Annotated in this window: 17 protein-coding genes and 2 tRNA genes; 14 read left to right on the top strand and 5 right to left on the bottom strand. The window is 69.2% G+C overall.

Translation table 11 applies throughout. The features are described from left to right. The first annotated feature begins 1 nt into the window (after position 1). Positions 2-640 (top strand): thymidine kinase, encoded by a 639-nt coding sequence (locus BBA86_RS09310; protein WP_065571308.1) that lies wholly within the window; start codon positions 2-4, stop codon positions 638-640. 4 nt (positions 641-644) lie between these two features. Here BBA86_RS09310 and BBA86_RS09305 read toward each other — a convergent pair whose 3' ends face one another. The 4 genes from BBA86_RS09305 to BBA86_RS09290 form a co-directional block, all read right to left on the bottom strand. Beyond that, complete coding sequence (locus tag BBA86_RS09305) at positions 645-1,400, bottom strand: HAD-IIB family hydrolase (RefSeq protein ID WP_065571307.1); 756 nt, start codon at positions 1,398-1,400, stop codon at positions 645-647. An 87-nt stretch (positions 1,401-1,487) separates the two neighbouring features. After that, positions 1,488-1,561: transfer RNA gene (locus tag BBA86_RS09300), tRNA-Pro, on the bottom strand. Between the two features lie 16 nt (positions 1,562-1,577). Next, complete coding sequence (locus BBA86_RS09295) at positions 1,578-2,543, bottom strand: metallophosphoesterase (RefSeq protein ID WP_065571306.1); 966 nt, start codon at positions 2,541-2,543, stop codon at positions 1,578-1,580. Then, positions 2,540-5,218, bottom strand: coding sequence for a transglycosylase domain-containing protein (locus BBA86_RS09290; RefSeq protein ID WP_065571305.1), 2,679 nt, complete (start codon positions 5,216-5,218; stop codon positions 2,540-2,542). Before BBA86_RS09290 ends, BBA86_RS09295 begins: the two co-directional genes overlap by 4 nt. Before the next feature lie 98 nt (positions 5,219-5,316). On the opposite strand from BBA86_RS09290, the gene BBA86_RS09285 reads away from it, so the two are divergent. Beyond that, positions 5,317-5,535, top strand: coding sequence for a DUF4177 domain-containing protein (locus tag BBA86_RS09285; RefSeq protein WP_065571304.1), 219 nt, complete (start codon positions 5,317-5,319; stop codon positions 5,533-5,535). After that, a complete protein-coding gene (locus tag BBA86_RS09280) occupies positions 5,535-6,002 on the top strand; it encodes a RidA family protein (RefSeq protein ID WP_065571303.1) in 468 nt (155 codons plus the stop codon). Before BBA86_RS09285 ends, BBA86_RS09280 begins: the two co-directional genes overlap by 1 nt. A gap of 18 nt (positions 6,003-6,020) precedes the next feature. Here BBA86_RS09280 and acs read toward each other — a convergent pair whose 3' ends face one another. Continuing rightward, complete coding sequence (gene acs / locus BBA86_RS09275; protein ID WP_065571302.1) at positions 6,021-7,994, bottom strand: acetate--CoA ligase; 1,974 nt, start codon at positions 7,992-7,994, stop codon at positions 6,021-6,023. A 370-nt stretch (positions 7,995-8,364) separates the two neighbouring features. Here acs and BBA86_RS09270 point away from each other — a divergent pair, with 370 nt between their 5' ends. From BBA86_RS09270 to BBA86_RS09220, 11 genes are all read left to right on the top strand, one after another. Then, positions 8,365-9,354 carry a TadA family conjugal transfer-associated ATPase gene (locus BBA86_RS09270; protein WP_223247063.1) on the top strand — a complete coding sequence of 330 codons (990 nt, stop codon included), beginning with the start codon at positions 8,365-8,367 and terminating at the stop codon, positions 9,352-9,354. Further along, on the top strand, positions 9,354-10,238 hold the full coding sequence (locus tag BBA86_RS09265) for a type II secretion system F family protein (protein WP_065571301.1): 885 nt from the start codon (positions 9,354-9,356) through the stop codon (positions 10,236-10,238). Before BBA86_RS09270 ends, BBA86_RS09265 begins: the two co-directional genes overlap by 1 nt. Positions 10,239-10,281: 43 nt before the next feature. Beyond that, on the top strand, positions 10,282-10,485 hold the full coding sequence (locus BBA86_RS09260; protein WP_065571300.1) for a DUF4244 domain-containing protein: 204 nt from the start codon (positions 10,282-10,284) through the stop codon (positions 10,483-10,485). Continuing rightward, entirely contained in the window at positions 10,482-10,820 is a 339-nt protein-coding gene (locus BBA86_RS09255) for a TadE family type IV pilus minor pilin (RefSeq protein ID WP_223247062.1), read from the top strand. Before BBA86_RS09260 ends, BBA86_RS09255 begins: the two co-directional genes overlap by 4 nt. Then, on the top strand, positions 10,820-11,149 hold the full coding sequence (locus BBA86_RS09250; RefSeq protein ID WP_065571299.1) for an Rv3654c family TadE-like protein: 330 nt from the start codon (positions 10,820-10,822) through the stop codon (positions 11,147-11,149). Before BBA86_RS09255 ends, BBA86_RS09250 begins: the two co-directional genes overlap by 1 nt. A 41-nt stretch (positions 11,150-11,190) precedes the next feature. Further along, positions 11,191-13,854 (top strand): type I DNA topoisomerase, encoded by a 2,664-nt coding sequence (topA, locus tag BBA86_RS09245; RefSeq protein WP_083199520.1) that lies wholly within the window; start codon positions 11,191-11,193, stop codon positions 13,852-13,854. Continuing rightward, complete coding sequence (tmk, locus tag BBA86_RS09240; RefSeq protein WP_065571297.1) at positions 13,851-14,486, top strand: dTMP kinase; 636 nt, start codon at positions 13,851-13,853, stop codon at positions 14,484-14,486. Before topA ends, tmk begins: the two co-directional genes overlap by 4 nt. A gap of 30 nt (positions 14,487-14,516) precedes the next feature. Beyond that, a complete protein-coding gene (locus tag BBA86_RS09235; RefSeq protein WP_065571296.1) occupies positions 14,517-15,671 on the top strand; it encodes a DNA polymerase III subunit delta' in 1,155 nt (384 codons plus the stop codon). After that, on the top strand, positions 15,668-17,230 hold the full coding sequence (locus BBA86_RS09230; RefSeq protein ID WP_065571295.1) for an alpha/beta hydrolase: 1,563 nt from the start codon (positions 15,668-15,670) through the stop codon (positions 17,228-17,230). The genes BBA86_RS09235 and BBA86_RS09230 overlap by 4 nt, the downstream gene beginning before the upstream one ends. A gap of 68 nt (positions 17,231-17,298) precedes the next feature. Further along, positions 17,299-17,374: transfer RNA gene (locus BBA86_RS09225), tRNA-Thr, on the top strand. Between the two features lie 17 nt (positions 17,375-17,391). After that, positions 17,392-17,790 carry a hypothetical protein gene (locus BBA86_RS09220; RefSeq protein WP_065571294.1) on the top strand — a complete coding sequence of 133 codons (399 nt, stop codon included), beginning with the start codon at positions 17,392-17,394 and terminating at the stop codon, positions 17,788-17,790. The last annotated feature ends 35 nt before the right edge of the window (positions 17,791-17,825 follow it).

Genomic DNA, 17,825 nt, shown 5'->3' with positions numbered 1-17,825 from the left:
CGTGGCGAAGCTGTACTTCCGCTACGGCGCGATGAATTCGGGCAAGTCGACGGCCCTGCTGCAGGCGGCGTTCAACTACGAGGAACGCGGCCAACGCGTGCTGCTCGCCAAGCCCGAGATAGACACGAAGGGCGCCGACCAGATCTCGAGCCGCCTCGGCGTCGAACGCACGGTCGACTTCCTCATCGGCCCCGACGACGATGCGCGCGAGGTGTTCGCCGAGCACCGCCGCCGCGTCCAGCGCGAGGCGGAGGCCGCCCTCGTTCCCGACATGCGGACCGACGTGGCCTGCCTCCTCGTCGACGAAGCGCAGTTCCTCGCCCCTGAGCAGATCGACGACCTCCTGCGCATCGCGGTGAGCGACGGCATCCCGGTCCTGGCATACGGTATCCGGACGGACTTCCAGACGCGCGCCTTCCCCGGGTCCGCTCGCCTCATGGAGCTCGCCCACAGCCTCGAGGAGCTGAAGACGATCTGCCGGTGCGGCAGCAAAGCTCTCTTCAATGCGCGCCTCGTCGGCGGACGGTTCGTCTTCGACGGCGATCAGGTCGCGATCGACGAGCTGTCGCCCGACCGCGTCACCTACGAATCGATGTGCGCGCGGTGCTACCTGCGCGAATCGGGCGAGCGGCTCCGCTGAGGGCTCAGAGGGTCGGGATCAGCCCGTCGAGGAACTCGGCGGTGTCTTCCCAGCCCGCCACGGCGTGACAGGTGACGCCCATGGCCAGCACGGGATAGTCGTTGCCGTGCTCGTCGAGGCGATCGCCCACGAACAGCATGTCGTCGAGGGCGATGCCGGTCTGCTCGGCGAGCTTGCGCATGCCGTAGGCCTTGTCGATGCCGCGGTGCGTGATGTCCACCGACGTCGACCCGCCCGAGCGCACCTCGAGATCGGGGATGCGGGCTGCCACGGCGTCCCGCAGCGCGTTCTTCTTCTCGCCCGTGGGATCCCACGCCGTCTTGGCATCCAGGGGAGCGGACTGGCCGAGTGCGGAGAACGTGATCTGGGAACCGCGGTCCTCGAGGATGGGGCCCCAGGTCTCGCTCTCCCAGAGGCCGAGGCGCTTCGCCTCTTCCTCCACGGCGGACAGCGCCCGTGACTTCTCGTCGTCGGTCAGGGAGAGGGCGTACACCGTGTCGATCCCGTCGGCGGTGAGCCGGTAGTACTGCGTGCCGCACGTGGGCATCAGGTGCAGGCGGGCGAGAGTCGCGGCATCCGTCTCGGGAAGCTTCTCCACCACCTGCGTCCGGAACTGCTGCAGCTGCCCGCCCGAGATGATCGCCACCTCGACACGCTCGGCGAGGCGAAGGAGGAGGTCGCCCATGCGCGGATCGATGGCGGTCTTCGAGGGCGCGAGCGTGTCGTCGAGATCGAAGGCGACGAGGCGGGGAGAGGTCATGGTGCTCCGGTTCCGTGGAAGGTGCGATGGCCCCTCCGAGGAGGGATGCGAAAGGCCCCGCCGGAATCCGGCGGAGCCTCTCTGCGGTCGGGGTGACAGGATTTGAACCTGCGGCCTCGTCGTCCCGAACGACGCGCGCTACCAAGCTGCGCCACACCCCGTGGCAACCCTCCAAGCCTACCCTGCCGACCGCCCCACGGGCGAATCGTCGGCGCGTCGTGCGCGGAGGACGAGGACGGATGCCTCGGGCCGGCACCCGAAGCGGACGGGGGCGTAGATGGAGTGGCCGAGTCCCGCGCTGACGTTCAGCGGCACGGTCCGCCCGCCGTGGGTCCACTGGCTCCGCCCGCGGGCCTGATCGAGCGGGATGTCGCAGTTGGCGACGAGCGCCTTCTTCGCGAACGGGATGCGGACCTGACCGCCGTGCGTGTGACCGGCGAGCAGCAGATCGGAACCGGCATCCGTGAAGGCGTTCAGGACGCGCTGATACGGCGCGTGAGTGACACCCAGGCGCAGGCGGGGGGCGCCGTCGTCGGGCAGCGTCTCGAAGGCGGTGGTCGCAGCGTCGAGGTCGTCCCACTCCCGGTGCGCGTCGTCGACGCCGAGGGCATCGATGCGCAGGCCGGCGACACGGACACTCGCCGCCGTGTTGTCGAGGGCTGTCTGCCCGAGGTCGCTCAGATAGGCGTCCAGCGCGTCGGTGTCGAGGCGGCGGCCGCGCACGGGGTGATCGGACGGCCCGGTGAAGTACTTGAGCGGGTTCCGCCCACTGGGGGCGACCTTGTCGTTCGAGCCGTGGACGAAGAAGCCGGGCACTCCGCGCAGGGGTTCGAAGGCCGCTCGGATGCCGCGGATCCCCTCATCGTGACCGAGGTTGTCACCCGTGTTGACGACGAGGTCGGGCTGCACGGCGTCAGCGAGATCGGCGATCCACCGCTGTTTCCGGTGCTGCCACGGGGCCATGTGGGCATCCGACAGGTGCAGGACGGTCAGCGACGGGCTGCCCTCGGGGAGGACGGTGAGCTCGTGGCGGCGCACCGTGAAGAGGTAGCGCTCGATCCCCATGCCCCACACGAGCGCCGAGACGCCGACCGCCCCCACCGCGCCGAACGCGGTGAGGGCGGTCCGTGACGCAGGCCTCACGGGCCGTTGCCGTCGCCGTTGTTGCCGTTCCCGTTCCCGTTCCCGTTCCCGGGACCGCCGCCGTTTCCGCCGCAGTCCTTGGCCTGGTACTGGATCGTGATGGCATCGTCCCGGCCGACGGTCTGACCGGCGGCGGGATCCGTCCCGGTCACCACGCCCTCGGGCGGAGCCCCCTCGTCCTGGGTGCAGCTCTGCTCCAGGTTCGTGAACCCGGCCCCGGTGAGCGCGGCAGCCGCCTGTTGCGGGGTTCCGCTCACGCCGGGAACCACGACTCCCTTGCCGTCGCTGGGGCTGATCGTGACCGTCGTGCCGGACACGACGCGACCTGCGCCGGGGCTCTGCGCGACGACGGTGCCCTCGGCCTCGGGCGAGGCCACCGGGTCGCCGACGGTGACGCTGAAGCCGGCCTCCTCGATGCGCTTCGTCGCGGCGTCCACGTCCAAGCCGACCACGTTGGGCAGCTGGGCGTACGAACGCTTCGTCAGCTCCTGGGAGGGCTTCGGGAACGCGGAGCCGCCGAATTCCGCGTTGGCTGCGCGCTGCATGGCGGGCCAGATGGAGTTACGGATGCGCGAGAGCTTGTAGCCGCTCACGACGTGCTCGTCGAGGCGTTCGTTCACCCACTCGCCCTTGCTGTTCTTCTTCGCGTTGACGTTCCCGACCCAGACGGCGGTCGTGACCTTCGAGCTCGACCCGATCATCCACGTGTGGATGAACTCGTGGATGCCGGTCTTCCCGAAGACGGGAACGCCGTCGAACGTCCGGGCGCCGCTACCGGTTCCGCTGGCGGACATGACGCTCTGCAGGACGTACGCCGCCGTGGCAGCCACATCCTCGCTCAGCTTCCGCTCGCACTTCGTGTCGGGGATGGGCTGATCCTTGCCGTCCGCGTCCACGACGCGATCGATGGCTTTCGCCGCGCAGAGGGTGCCGTTCGACGCGATCGTCGCGTACGCGTTGGCCATGTCGACAGGGGCCACGGCCTGTGAGCCGAGCACGTCGTACGGCTGGTTCTGCTCGTCGAGCGGTCCACCGTTGCCCGTGGTGACTCCGAGATCCATCGCCACCCGGTTCGTGGAGCAGACCGAGATCTTCTCAGCCATGGTCAGGAAGCCGGAGTTCAGCGAGTCCTTCGTGAAGCGAGCCACGGTTCCGCTGTATCCGGGATTCCGTTCGAAGTTGCCGATCTTGTTGGTGCCGTCGGGCGCCTTGCCCGGGCCGGTCCACACCGTCTGAGTGTTGCCGTCGCAGGTCTCCACCGACTTCTTGCCGATGCGACCGTTCAAGATCTCGTTGACGGAGTGGCCCTGCTGCATCCAGTTGATGAGGCTGAAGACCTTGTAGGTCGACCCGGCCGAGTGGCCGCCGCCGCCGTTCGCCACAGGGACGTTGTAGTTGACCTGGGTGGTGCCCTTCTCGCCGACCTGGTCGCTCCACGGGCGGTTCTGCACCATGGAGAGGACGCGTCCCGTTCCCACCTCGACCTGCACGCCCGAGGCGCCGAGGTCCATGTAGCTCACGCTGGCCGGAACGACGGAGATCGCCTTGTTCGCCTTCTCCTGCAACCCGGTGTTCAGGGTGGTGTAAACCTTGAGACCCCCGCGGCGCAGCGTGGCCAGTCGGTCGTTCTCGGTCTTGCCGAACGCCTCGTCCTTCCGGATGATCGACGTGACGTACGCGCAGAAGAACTCCGACCCCTTGGCCACCGAGCAGCCCTGCGGGCGGGAAGTGATCTTGGGAGCGATCGGAGCCTCGATCGCCTCGTCCCGCTCTGCCTTGGTGATCTTCTTGTCTTCGAACAGGCGGTTGAGGACGTAGTCCTGCCGAACCTTGGTCAGGCGGTAGCCGTCGTCCTTGCTGTTGATGAGCTCGCCCGCCTTGTTGGTGACCGAGCCGCCGGGCTTGTCGATGCGCAGGGTGTTCGGCTCCTGCACCATGCCGGCGATCACCGCGGCCTGCGCGATGGTGAGCTTGTCGGGCGTCGTGTCGAAGTAGTGGCGGGCCGCCGCGCCGATGCCGTAGACCGAGCCGCCGAAGTGGGCGATGTTGAGGTACCCGATGAGGATCTCGTCCTTGGAGTACTTCTTCTCGAGCTGGATCGCGTAGCGCATCTCCTGGATCTTGCGCTGATAGCCCGATGTGCCCTGGTTGGCGGTGGTCTCCTTGTAACAGGCGTACACCTGGTCCTGATCGGTGGCCTTCGCCTCACAGGCCTGCTGCAGGACGTTCTTCACGTACTGCTGCGTGATCGACGACCCGCCGCGATTCGAGTTCGACGTCGCGTTGCGCGCGAGCGCACCGAGCGTGCCGATCAGGTCGATGCCGCCGTGGGTGTAGAAGTTCTTGTCCTCGCTCGAGAGGATGGCGTCGTACATGACCGGTGCGACCTGATCGAAGGTGACCGGGATGCGGTTCTGGTCGTAGAACTCGGTGAGTTTGACGTCCTTGCCCTCGTCGTTCTTGGCGTAGATCGTCGTCGGGAGCATCAGCTTCTCGATCTTGAGATAGCTCGGCATGTCCTCGAACATCTGGATCGCGCTCGATGCGGCGTACCCGGACACCGCGATGGCGGGAGTGATGGTCGCCGAGACGAGGAGGCCAGCGACGGCGCTGAGGCCGACGAGGCCCATGAGGCCTCCGAGCACACCGGTGGCCGTGCGTTTCGAGTGGGGCATAGGCTGATCGTAAGGGAGATAGCTGGGGGATGCCTCGGTGACGCTCCCTATGTCGAGCCCGCCAGGGCCGCGCCGCGACGACCTCCGGGAGACCCGAAATGACCACGTGGGAGTACATGACCACTCCGCTGCTGATCCACAACACCGCCGCGATCCTCAACAACTGGGGCAAGCAGGGGTGGGAGCTCGTGCAGGTCGTCACCGGCCCCGAGGGCGGTCTCGTCGGCTACTTCAAGCGTCCGTCGGGCGGCGAGGGTTCTGCGAACGCCGGGCTCGATGCCGCGGCCGTCGCCGCGCGACAGTTCGGTCAGGGCTGATGTCGGTCACCGCACGGCTGGCCGAGCTCGGTATCGAGTTGGGTTCGGTCGTCCCACCGCTGGCCTCTTACATCCCTGCGAAGGTGCACGGCGATCTCGTCTACACCTCCGGTCAGCTCCCCATGGTCGACGGCACGATGCCGGCAACGGGCAAGGTCGGCGACGGCGAGGGGCTCGTGTCCGCCGACGAGGCCGCGTCGCTCGCTCGCCAGTGCGCCCTGAACGCCGTCGCGGCCGCGGCCGACGCCGTCGGAGGCGTGGACCGGTTGACCGGCGTCCTGAAGGTGACGGGATTCGTGGCATCCGTGCCGGAGTTCACCGGACACCCCGCGGTCATCAACGGCGCGAGCACCGTGCTCGGCGAGATCTTCGGCGACGCGGGACGGCACGCCCGCTCCGCCGTCGGGGTGGCGGCGCTGCCCATCGACAGCCCCGTCGAGGTAGAGGTCGTCTTCTCCCTTTCCTGAGGCTGCCGGGGCACCCGGTCAGCTCTTCTGCGTCACCTGACCCTTGATGGTGGACATGACCATCGTGTCGGCGAGGGTCGTCGTGTCGCCGACCTCGCGTCCCTCGGCCACGTCGCGGAGCAGGCGTCGCATGATCTTGCCGCTGCGGGTCTTGGGGAGCTCGGTCACGATGTAGACATCGCGGGGGCGGGCGATCGGGCCGATCTGATCGCCGACCCACGCGCGCAGCTTGTCGACGAGCCCGTCGAGCGAGTTCGCCTTCATGTACGACTCCTTGATGACGCAGAAGGCCACGACCGCCTGACCCGTCGTCTCGTCGGACGCACCGACGACCGCCGCTTCGGCGACGGCTTCGTTACCGACGAGGGCCGATTCGATCTCCGTCGTCGACAGGCGGTGACCGGACACGTTCATGACATCGTCGACGCGGCCGAGGAACCAGACGTCGCCCTCTTCGTCGAGGCGTGCGCCGTCGCCCGCGAAGTAGAAGCCCTGATCGGCGAACTTGTCCCAGTAGGTCTCCTTGAAGCGCTCGGGGTCGCCCCAGATGCCGCGCAACATGCTCGGCCACGGCTCCGTCAGCACGAGCAGACCGCCGTTGCCGTTGCCGACCTCCTGACCCTGGTCGTCCACGACGTCGAGGCTGATGCCCGGAAGGGGCACCTGCGCGCTCCCGGGCTTCGTCTCGGTCACGCCGGGCAGTGCGGACACCATGATCGCGCCCGTCTCCGTCTGCCACCACGTGTCGACGATGGGTGCGCGATCGCCGCCGATGACGTGGCGGTACCACATCCACGCCTCCGGGTTGATGGGCTCGCCGACGCTGCCCAGCAGGCGCAGCGACGATAGGTCGTGCTGTTCGGGGATGCTGCGGCCGAGCTTCATGAACGATCGGATGGCGGTCGGCGCGGTGTAGAGGATCGTCACCCCGTACTTGGCGACGATCTCCCACCACCGGCCGGGATGCGGGGTGTCGGGTGTGCCCTCGTAGATCACCTGGGTCGCACCGTTGGCCAGCGGCCCGTAGGTGACGTACGTGTGCCCCGTGATCCACCCGATGTCGGCGGTGCACCAGTAGACATCGGTCTCGGGGTGGAGATCGTGGACGGCCTTGTTCGTGAACGCCGCCTGTGCGAGGTACCCGCCGCTCGTGTGCAGGATGCCCTTCGGCTTCCCCGTCGTTCCCGAGGTGTAGAGGATGAACAGCGGGTTCTCCGCGGGGAAGGGCTGCGCGACGTGATCCGCGGATGCCGCGGGTACGAGGTCGTGCCACCAGAGGTCACGCTCCTCCTGCCAGCTGACCTCGTTCTCGGTGCGCTTGACGACGAGGACGTGCTCCACGGTCTCCTGCGGGCCGTGTCCGCGGTCGCCGAGTGCCTGGTCCACGGCGGGCTTGAGGGGGGAGATCTTCCCCTTCCGGTAGCCGCCGTCGCTGGTGATGACGAGCTTCGCGCCGGCGTCGTCGATGCGGGAGCGCAGGCTGTCGGCGGAGAAGCCGCCGAAGACGACGGAGTGGATCGCGCCGATGCGGGCGACGGCGAGCATCGAGGCGACGGCCTCGGGGATCATCGGCAGGTAGATCGCGACGCGGTCGCCGGACTCGACGCCGAGGTCGGTCAGGACGTTCGCGAGACGTTTCACCTCGTCGGTGAGCTCGGCATACGTGACGCGACGTTCATCGCCGGGTTCACCCTCCCACAGGAGGGCGATGCGGTCGCCGTGACCCGCCTCCACGTGGCGGTCGAGGCAGTTGTACGCGACGTTGAGCTCGCCGTCCTCGAACCAGGTCGCGAATGGCGGGTTCGACCAGTCGAGAGCCTTGGTGAACGGCTTCTCCCAGTGGAGCGCGCGCGCCTGCTCGGCCCAGAACGCCTCACGGTCGGCCGTTGCCTCGTCGTAGAGATCGGCGTGCGCGTTGGCCTGCTCGGCGAACTCCGCGGACGGCGCGAAGCGTCGGGTCTCGGTGAGGAGGTGGTCGATCTGGCTGCTCATGCGGCGCTCCTTTGCGTCCCGGCCGTCGTGGCCTCGTGCGGCGATGCGGTCACTCTAATTTTCGGCGCCGACGCGCGACTACCGCCGATAGTGGGTGAGGGCGAATTCACAAGATGCAGGGGCGCGGTCGCGTCCGGGATGAGCGTAAGATCATTATCGCCCGAACATCGATTCGGCTTCGCGATCGCACTGATCCCCCCTGATGCGCGATCGCGTGGGCGGCACCCTTTCCCCCCACTGGGTGCCGCCCTCCTCTTTCTCTCGGCGTGAGGTCCCGCCGTCTTCTGCACACGCCCGCTCCGGCGGTCGTCATGCACGTGGGTGAGCCGTCAGGGCCCGTGGGGGTATGCCGCCGCCTAGCGTCGCCGACATGCCGCATCCGTTCATCGTCGCCCGCCGAGGTGCCGGCACCGCCGCGCAGCCTCGACCGGTACCGGGGCATCCCGTGGTCGCTCCGCTCCGGCGATACCTTGCGGACCCGGACGTCACGGATGTCTTCGTCAACGGCTGCGACGGTCTCTACGTCGATCGCGGAGGAGGAACCGAGCGCGTGCCGGACTGGGGGCTCGACGAGCACGCCGTTCGTGACCTCGCGGTCGGCCTCATCGCGCTCGGTGGGCGCCATCTCGACGACGCCACTCCGTGCGCCGACGTCCGGTGGGAGCACGGTGTCAGAGTTCACGCGGTCCTGCCGCCGATCTCCTGCGCGGGGGCCACGATCTCGATCCGGCTGCCGGCGACGGGGATGCCGGACCTCGACGACCTCGGTCGACGCGGCGCGTTCGACGCGGCGATCGGTTCGCGGTTGGAGAGGCTCGTCGACCGGCGCGGCAACGTCCTGGTGACGGGTGCGACAGGCGCAGGCAAGACGACGTTGCTCGCCGCGCTGCTGGGGCGTGTACCCGTCTCGGAGCGGATCGTCACCATCGAAGACGTCGCGGAGCTCCGGATCTCCCACCCTCACCATGTCCGTCTCGAGGCGCGCCAGGCCAATCTCGAGGGCGTCGGTGCCATTCCGCTCGGACGGCTGCTCCGGGAAGCGCTTCGCATGCGTCCCGACCGCCTGGTGGTGGGGGAGTGCCGCGGTGAGGAGATCCGTGAGCTCCTCACCGCTCTGAACACAGGACACGACGGCGGAGCGGGGACAGTGCACGCGAGCGGCCTCGCCGACGTGCCCGCACGGCTCGAGGCCTTGGGAGCCCTCGCCGGTATGGACGATCGTGCCCTTGCGCGGCAGACGGCCAGTGCGATCGGCGCCGTCGTCCATGTGGAGCGCGGATCGGATGGCGTGCGCCGCGTCGTCGGGCTCGCCCGACCGGTCGTCAGAGCCGACCGGCTCGAGATCGAGGAGCTGTCGTGATGCGTCGAAAGGTGCGAGCGCCGTCGCCGGACGCGGCGGAGGTCGCCGCCGTCGTGCAGCGCCTCGCCGTCCTTCTGCAGGCGGGGATCGCGCCCCACGCCGCGTGGCGTCATCTCGCCGACGGGGGAGATCCGGCCGCGATCGCCGTGTGCGAGCGCCGGGATGCCGGTGGCTCGGCGGAGTCTGCTCTCGCCGAGCGCGGGGGCGCCTGGCAGCAGATCGGCATAGCCTGGCGCGTCGCGACGGTCGTCGGGGCGCCGCTCGCGGTGAGCTTGCGCGGACTCGCCGAGGCGCTCCGCGACGCGCACCAGGCCCGTGACGACGTCCGGGCGGCGCTCGCCGAGCCTCAGACGACCGCGCGTCTGATCGCGTGGCTGCCCCTCGTGGCGCTGGGCCTCGGCGCCGCCCTCGGGTTCGACCCGTTCTCGGTGCTCGCCACCCCCGCCGGTGCCGTCTGCCTGGTCGCGGGAGGACTCCTCATGCTGGTGACCCACCGGTGGACGCGTGCCCTGGTCGCGCGGGCGCAGCCGGGGGAGGAGATCCCGGGACTCGATGCCGAGGTGATCGCGATCGCGCTCTCGGGCGGCGTGTCCATCCCGCGGGCGGTCGAAGTGGCGACGGCCGCGTCCGGTCTCGCGCCCTCGGCCGACACCGAGGCGGTGCTCGCCCTGTCGCGGTCCGCCGGCGCCCCCGCAGTCGAGTTGCTGCGCGCGGATGCCGCGGCCCGCCGTCAGGCGGCGCGCACCGAGGGGCGACTCCGTGCCGCGACGCTCTCGGGCCGGCTGCTGCTTCCACTGGGGGTCTGCACGCTCCCCGCATTCTTGCTGCTCGGCGTCGGACCGATGCTGCTCTCCGTGCTCACCACGACCTCGCTCACCCTGTGAGCTCTCGACGTGCCCATCATTCGCAACCCAACGGAGGAGAACCATGACGACCCACGATCTGCCCACCCTGACCCGCCGCCGCGCGGCGGCGCTGTTCGCCGACGAGTCCGGCGCGGCGACCGCCGAGTACGCCATCGCCACGATGGCCGCCGTGGCCTTCGCGGGTTTGCTGGTGATCATCATGCGCTCGGACGAGGTGCGCGGCATCCTCACCGACCTGGTCCGGCGCGCCCTCACCGTCTCATGAGACGGGACGAGCGGGGATCGGTCGCGGCGGAGTTCGCCGTGACGGTCCCCGCCGTCGTCCTCGTCATCGTCCTGGCGGTATCCGCGCTCTCCGTGGGTGCGCGTCAGGTGCGTCTGGAGCACGCAGCGGCGCAGGCTGCACGCCTCGCGGCGCGTGAGGAGCCCGTCGAGCGGGTGCGGGCCGCGGCATCCGCTCTGGCTTCGGGTGCCTCGGTGCGGACCCGACGAGAGGGAGATCTGGTGTGTGCGGATCTGGCGGCCGGCGTCGGGGTGCCGTTGCCGCTGCCGGATCTGCAGGCGACGTCGTGCGCGCTCGCCGCGCCGGAGGACGGCTGATGGCCGGGACGGCGACGACGGTCGGTGTCCTCGCGGTGACGGCGACCCTCGCGGTGGGTTTCGTCACCGCGGGCGCGGCCGCCTCGACGGCTGCCCGTGCGGCCGGCGCTGCCGACGCCGCAGCCCTCGCCGCAGCCGACACCGCATCGGGTCTCGTGCTCGGAGAGCCGTGCGAGCAGGCGGCGGATGTCGCGGCGCACGTGGGCGCATCCCTCACCGCGTGCCGGCTCGACGGGCTGATCGCGACCGTCGAGGTCTCGGTCGCCTTCGCCGCGTGGGACGCGCGCGCCCGCGCACGCGCGGGGCCACCCCTCTCAGCGCACTCTTGACAATGCGGTGTGTATGGTGTGCAACGAAGAAAGGACGCCACGTGGCACAGGGCAAGAAGCTCGTCATCGTCGAGTCTCCGACGAAGATGCGCTCGATCCAGGGATACCTAGGTGACGGTTACGAAGTCATGAGTTCGGTCGGACACATCCGCGACCTCGCCGACAAGAAGGACATCCCCGCGGATCTGAAGAAGACCTCCGTCGGGAAGTACTCCATCGACATCGAGAACGACTTCACTCCTCTTTATGTGGAGAGCGACCGCGGCAAGAAGACGGTCACCGAGCTCAAGCGAGCCCTGAAGAACGCCGACGAACTCCTGCTCGCCACTGATGAGGACCGCGAAGGCGAAGCCATCGCGTGGCACCTGCTCGAGACTCTCAAACCCAAGGTCCCGGTCAAGCGGATGGTCTTCCACGAGATCACGAAGGACGCCATCCAAGCCGCGGTGAAGAACACCCGCGAACTCGATCACGCCCTCGTCGACGCGCAGGAGACCCGACGCATCCTCGACCGCCTCTATGGCTGGGACGTCTCCGACGTCACCCGCCGGAAGGTCGGCCAGGGGACGAGCGCCGGACGCGTCCAGTCCGCCGCCACCCGCATGGTCGTCGAGCGTGAGCGCGAGCGCATGGCGTTCGTCTCCGCCTCGTACTGGGACGTCGACTCCACCGCGGTGAAGGGATCGGATGCCTTCGCCATCCGTCTCGCCCGCCTCGACGGAGCACCGCTGGCCCGAGGCACCGATTTCGACGACACCGGCGCGCTGAAGAAGGCCGTCGTCGTCCTCACCGAGGATCAGGCCCGCGAGCTGGCCGCAGCGCTCGAAGCGTCCGCGACGGCATCCGTCGTCAGCGTCGAGGCCAAGCCCGGCACGCGCAGCCCGAAGCCCCCGTTCACGACCTCGACCCTCCAGCAGGAGGCCGGTCGCAAGCTCTCGATGAGCGCCAAGCACGCCATGGGCGTCGCGCAGCGGCTCTACGAAAAGGGCTACATCACCTATATGCGCACCGACTCGACCGCTCTGTCGGCCCAGGCGGTCACCGCCGCGCGCACGCAGGCGGTCGCGCTCTACGGCGACAAGGCCGTGCCCGCGAACCCGCGCAGCTACCGCAACAACGCGAAGAACGCGCAGGAGGCCCACGAGGCGATCCGTCCCTCGGGCGAGCACTTCCGCACGCCCAAGGAGGTCACCTCCGGGCTCGACCGCGACGAGGTGCGCCTGTACGAGCTCATCTGGAAGCGCACCGTCGCCAGCCAGATGGCCGACGCCAAGTACGAGACCACGACCGTCACGATCGACGCGGATGCCGCAGGCAAGACCGCGACGTTCACGGCGTCCGGAACCGTCTACACCTTCAAGGGCTTCCTCGAGGCCTACGAGGAGGGGCGCGACGAGAAGCGTCACGACAACGATCGCACCGACGATCAGTCCCTCCCTGCGCTCGCCGTCGGCGACGCCCTGACGCTGACGGACGTCGAGCCGAAGGGCCACGCAACCAGCCCGAAGCCCCGCTACACCGAGGCCTCCCTCGTCAAGGCGCTCGAGGAGCGCGGCATCGGCCGGCCCTCGACCTTCGCGAGCATCATCGACGTGATCCTCGACCGCGGCTACGTGTCCAAGCGCGGTCAGGCGCTGGTGCCCAGCTGGCTCGCGTTCAGCATCGTGCGCCTCCTCGAGGAGCACTTCGCCGACCTCGTCGACTACGACTTCACGGCCGCACTCGAAGACGACCTCGACGCGATCGCCCGCGGCGAGCAGAACCGCGCCGCATGGCTGCGCGAGTTCTACTTCGGCTCCGAGGGCCACGTGGGCCTGCGCAACATCGTCGACAACCTCGGCGACATCGACGCGCGCGAGATCAACTCGACGAAGATCGGCGACGTCGCCGTGCTCCGGTTCGGCCGCTACGGGCCGTACCTCGAGGTGCCCGGCGACGACCCCGAGACACCGCGTCGCATCAACGTCCCCGAGGACCTCGCGCCCGACGAGCTCACCCCCGAGAAGGCGCGCGAGCTCATCGACGCCCCTGTCGGCGGCGATCGGGTGCTCGGCCAGAACCCCGAGAACGGGCGCGACGTCGTCATCAAGGACGGCCGCTTCGGTCCGTACCTCGAAGAGGTGCTCCCCGAGCATGAGGCCCCCGCCGAGGAGGTCAAGCCCAAGCGCGGTGCGAAGAAGGCCGTCGCGCCCAAGCCCAAGCGCGCGTCCCTGTTCAAGAGCATGTCGCCCGAGACCATCGATCTCGAGACGGCGCTGAAGCTCCTGTCGCTGCCCCGGGAAGTCGGCACCGACCCCGAGTCGGGTGCCGTCATCACGGCTCAGAACGGCCCCTACGGTCCCTACATCAAAAAGGGCACCGACTCGCGGAGTATCGCGAGCGAGGACATGATCTTCGACATCACGCTCGAGCAGGCCCTCGAGATCTACTCGCAGCCCAAGTACGCGAACCGCGCCGCGACCTCCCTCAAGGAGTTCGAGGCCGATCCGGTCAGCGGCAAGCCGATCCGCATCAAGGACGGCCGCTTCGGCGCCTACGTCACCGACGGGACGACGAACGTCACGATCCCGCGCGGACAGACGGCGGACGACATCACCTTCGAGGTCGCCGTGCAGATGCTGGCGGACAAACGGGCGAAGGGTCCGGCGCCCAAGCGCACCACCCGCAAGCCCGCCGCGCGCAAGCCGGCGGCGAAGAAGAAGTGACCTCCGGGCTCTGGATCACCCTCGAGGGTGGCGACGGCTCGGGCAAGACGACGCAGGCGGCCCTGCTGGAGCAATGGCTCCGTGAGCAGGGTCGCAGCGTCGTCCGCACGCGCGAACCCGGCGGAACCGAGGTCGGCGTGCTGATCCGCGACATCGTGCTGCACCACCGCGGCGACATCGCCCCGCGCGCCGAGGCGCTCCTGTACGCCGCCGACCGCGCGCACCACGTCGCTATGCACGTGCGACCGGCCCTCGCCCGTGGCGAGGTGGTCATCCAGGACCGCTACCTCGACAGCTCGGTCGCCTACCAGGGTGCCGGGCGGGTGCTCGACGGCGGCGAGATCCGCGACCTGTCGCTGTGGGCGGCCGAGGGTGCTCTGCCCGACGTCACGGTGCTCCTCGACGTCGACCCGGCGACCGCGCGGGAGCGGCTGGATGCCGCCGACAAGCCCTTCGACCGGCTCGAAGCCGAGAAGACCGCGTTCCACGAGCGGGTCCGCTCCGCGTTCCTCGCACTGGCGGACGCCGAACCGGACCGCTTCCTCGTCGTCGACGCGACGCAACCGATCGACGCCATAGCCGAGGCGATCCGCGAGCGAGTGGCGGAGTGTCTGTCCACACGCTCGTCCTGAGCGTCGCCGTCACCTCGTAGGCTGAACGGCATGACCTCCACCACCGTCGGCGCGCTCCCGTGGGGCGAGGTCTGGGGCCAGGACGAGGCCGTCGCGCAGTTACGGGCCGCGGCATCCGACCCCTCGCAACTGGCGCACGCGTGGCTCATCACCGGTCCGCCCGGATCGGGGCGCTCCACCCTCGCGTACGCCTTCGCGGCGGCGCTCATCGCCGAACCCGGCGATGAGAACGCCATGCGCCAGGTCATGGCCCGGACCCATCCCGATCTGGCGGCCCTCCGCACCGAGGGCGTCATCATCTCGATCAAAGACGCCCGTTCGCTCGTCGAGCGCTCCTACTTCTCGCCGTCCCTCGGCAGGTACCGCGTCATGGTGATGGAGGACGCCGACCGCATGGTCGAGCGCACGAGCAACGTCTTGCTGAAGGCTCTCGAAGAACCCCCCGAGCAGACGGTCTGGATCCTCTGCGCACCCAGCGACGCCGATCTTCTGCCCACGATCCGCTCTCGTGTGCGGATCCTCCGGCTGCGTGAGCCCGATGTCGCCGATGTCGCGCGACTCATCGTGCAGCGCACGGGAGTCGACGAGGCCGTCGCCGAGCAGTCGGCCAGGCTCGCCCAGCGTCACATCGGAATGGCGCAGCGACTGGCGACGGATGCCGCGTCGCGAGAACGCCGGGAACGAACCCTGCGAGGGGTGCTGGGTGTCCGCGGCGTCGGCGATGCGGTCGAGATCGCGGCCGCGATCGTGCAGTCCGCGACCGAGGACGCCAAGGCGCTGACGGCCGAGCGCGACGAGAGCGAGCGCGAAGCGTTGCTGCGGACCCTCGGCGTCTCGCCGGGAAGCGCGGTGCCTCCCGCCGTCCGAAGCCAGGTCAGTGCGCTCGAAGACGAGCAGAAGCGTCGAGCGACGCGGAGCCTCCGCGACGGGATCGACCGCGTGCTCACCGACCTCGAGTCGCTCTACCGTGACACGCTCATGCGCCAGTTCGGCCGCGACACCGAACTCATCAACCGCGAGCTCACGGCCGAGATCGATTCGCTCGCGACAGCCTGGACGCCGCAGCACACACTGACGGTGCTCGACGCGATCGCGCTCACCCGGACCAACCTCCAAGGCAACGCGGCCCCGGCCCTCGCCCTCGAGGGCATGCTGATCACCGTCGCGACGGGACGAACACAGTGACCCGCGGGGTGTGGCGCCGTGCCGCTGCCGCGGTGATGGCCGCGGGCGCCGCCATCGCCCTCGTCGCAGGCTGCACGCCGACGTCGTCCGCGCCGGCGCCGGCGCCGTCGCCGCACCGCACCCCGGTCACCCAGGGTGCTCCGGCCGGCTTCGAGCGCTACTACGGGCAGAAGGTCGACTGGAAGAGCTGCCGGGGCGTCGACGACGGCGACTACTACTGCGCGTCCATCACCGCCCCCGAGAACTGGTCGGATGCCGGTGGGGAAGACATCCGGCTGTCGGTCATCGTCCGCCTCGCCTCGAGCGGTGAGGCCACAGGGTCGCTCTTCGTGAATCCCGGCGGCCCCGGCGCCAGCGGTGTCGACATGGTGCAGCAGGCGGCGAGCTTCGCCGTCGGCAACGAACTCCTCGACAGCTACGACGTGGTCGGCTTCGACCCGCGGGGCGTCGGGCGGTCCACGGCCGTCCGATGCTTCGATCCCGCGGCGATGGACCGGTATCTGTTCGACATCCCCTCGGCGCCCCGGGGCACGCCTGAGCGGACGTCCGAGCAGGAGTCGTCGGCGGAGTCCTTCGCCCGCGCCTGCGACGTCAACAGCGATGGTCTGCTGCCGTTCATCACGACGCAGAACGCCGCGCGCGACCTCGACCTGCTGCGCGGGGTCCTCGGCGACGAGAAGCTCTCCTACCTCGGGTACTCCTACGGCTCGTTCCTCGGCGCGACGTACGCGGACCTGTTCCCGAAGAACGTCGGTCGGGTCGTCCTCGACGGCGGGCTCGACCCCTCGATCCCGAGCGCGATCGTCGGCGCCCGACAGGCGGCGGGGTTCCAATCGGCGTTCGACGCCTACCTCGCTCGCTGCCTCACGGGGTCGGACTGTCCGTTCACCGGAACGGTCGCGAACGCTCGGCAGCAGATGGGTGACGCGCTGGCAGCGGTCGACGCCAGCCCGCTCGCGGCGAGCGACGGTCGGATGCTGGGAGCCGACTCCCTCGTCACCGGCGTCGTCTCGGCGCTCTACAGCGAGGGCAACTGGCCCGTCCTGTCATCGGCGCTCACCGGCGTCCTCGAGGGCGATCCGGACGAGATGTTCGAGCTCGTCGACCGGTATTACAACCGATACGACGGGACGTACCTCGACAACTCGACCGAGGCGTTCTCGGCGTACAACTGCATGGACTATCCCGCCGACCCCGCGGACGTCGTGACCCGGGCGAACGACGAGGTCGCGGAGAAGGCGCCGACCTTCGCGCCGTACTGGTCCTCCGACGTCAGCCTGTGCGACGCGTGGCCGTATCCGCCGACGGGAACCCGCGACGAGATCCACGCCGAGGGCGCTGCGCCGATCCTCGTGATCGGAACGACCAACGACCCCGCGACCCCGTACGAGTGGTCCGCGGCCCTCGCGGAACAGCTGAGCTCGGGCATCCTGCTCACCCGCGTGGGGGAGGGGCACACGGGCTTCAACAAGGGGAACGCGTGCATCGACGACGCCGTCGTGGCGTACTTCGAGCACGACACGGTGCCCGAGGGAGACCTCCGATGCGAAGCGCCGTGAGGCCCGCGTTCGCAGCATGGCTCCGGACCCTGTAGGATCGATGATCGTGCAACGCGCGAGCGAAGCGCGCCACCTTAGCTCAGACGGCAGAGCGATTCACTCGTAATGAATAGGTCAAGGGTTCGATTCCCTTAGGTGGCTCCAGAACAGAGGACACACGGGTGACACAAGCCCTCGATGCGATTCTCGAGATCTTCACGTGGGTCGGATTCGGCGCGGCAGTCGCCGTCGGTGTCGCTGCCGTCATCGTGTGGGCCTCCGACGGCAGCTGGCTTCCCGCAGAGGCATACCTCGACGAGGACGGCCGCACCGTGCGCTGGATCGACAGCGACGGCGAGGTGAACTCGGCTCCGATCGCGGACGAGGATCGCCATCGCGTCAACGCTGAGCACACGGCTCACATCTGGTACCGGCACGGCTGGCACGACCGTATGCGGTTCACTCGCCGACCCCCCGCGCTGAAGCTCCTCACCGGGTTGGCCGTTGGCGGACTGGTCCTCGGTCTCCTCGCCTCGGCGCTCTCGCTCGTCGCGTACTTCCTCCGGGTCGGATCCGCCTGAAGATCGTATTGCTGAAAAAGCGTATATCTAGATAA

It is taken from the genome of Microbacterium oleivorans, assembly GCF_001691565.1.
Taxonomy (GTDB): Bacteria; Actinomycetota; Actinomycetes; order Actinomycetales; family Microbacteriaceae; genus Microbacterium; species Microbacterium oleivorans_B.
The sequence above is the reverse complement of the archived record's forward strand: the minus strand, read 5'-3'. Positions and strand labels throughout refer to the sequence as shown.